The organism is Desulfonatronum sp. SC1 (assembly GCF_003046795.1).
Taxonomy (GTDB): Bacteria; Desulfobacterota; Desulfovibrionia; order Desulfovibrionales; family Desulfonatronaceae; genus Desulfonatronum.
In genome coordinates this window covers 1-420 of the sequence record NZ_PZKN01000189.1, presented here as the reverse complement: position 1 = coordinate 420, position 420 = coordinate 1, and the positions used below count along the sequence as shown (strand labels likewise).

The window sequence follows — 420 nt, the reverse complement described above, 5'->3', positions numbered from 1 at the left end:
CTTACCATTTACATAAGCCGTACCCTCCTTATATTGAAACCATCCTCTTGAATCCCAACCGTCAGTCGTATCAAAGGCTTCAGTAAGCTTTACCTCCCTTTTTTCCCTGAATAACTGCAAAATCTTATTTAAAATAGTTTGATCACTACTATTCTTTAAACTAACCTTTTCTCCAGAAGATTCCGTAGTACCTGATTTCAATCGAACGAGATTTCGTAATAAATCATTTCTCTCAGTAACCTCAAATATTAACATTCCTTTGTCATCCAAAGAGATTCTTAGTCTTCACGACTTTACGTCTTTATTAGTGTTTTTTATATTGTAAGTTATGTAATCGAACAGATTATCATTGATGCTTAACTGATTAGCATTCAAGTTTAAAAAAAGATATCCATCCACGAGTTTTACATGTTCATAGAC

Annotated in this window: 1 protein-coding gene; it reads right to left on the bottom strand. The window is 33.1% G+C overall.

Annotated elements, in window-relative coordinates:
* On the bottom strand, nt 1-255 hold a 255-nt coding region (locus C6366_RS21230), incomplete at its 3' end, for a hypothetical protein (RefSeq protein WP_146164961.1).
* Between the last annotated feature and the right edge of the window lie 165 nt (nt 256-420).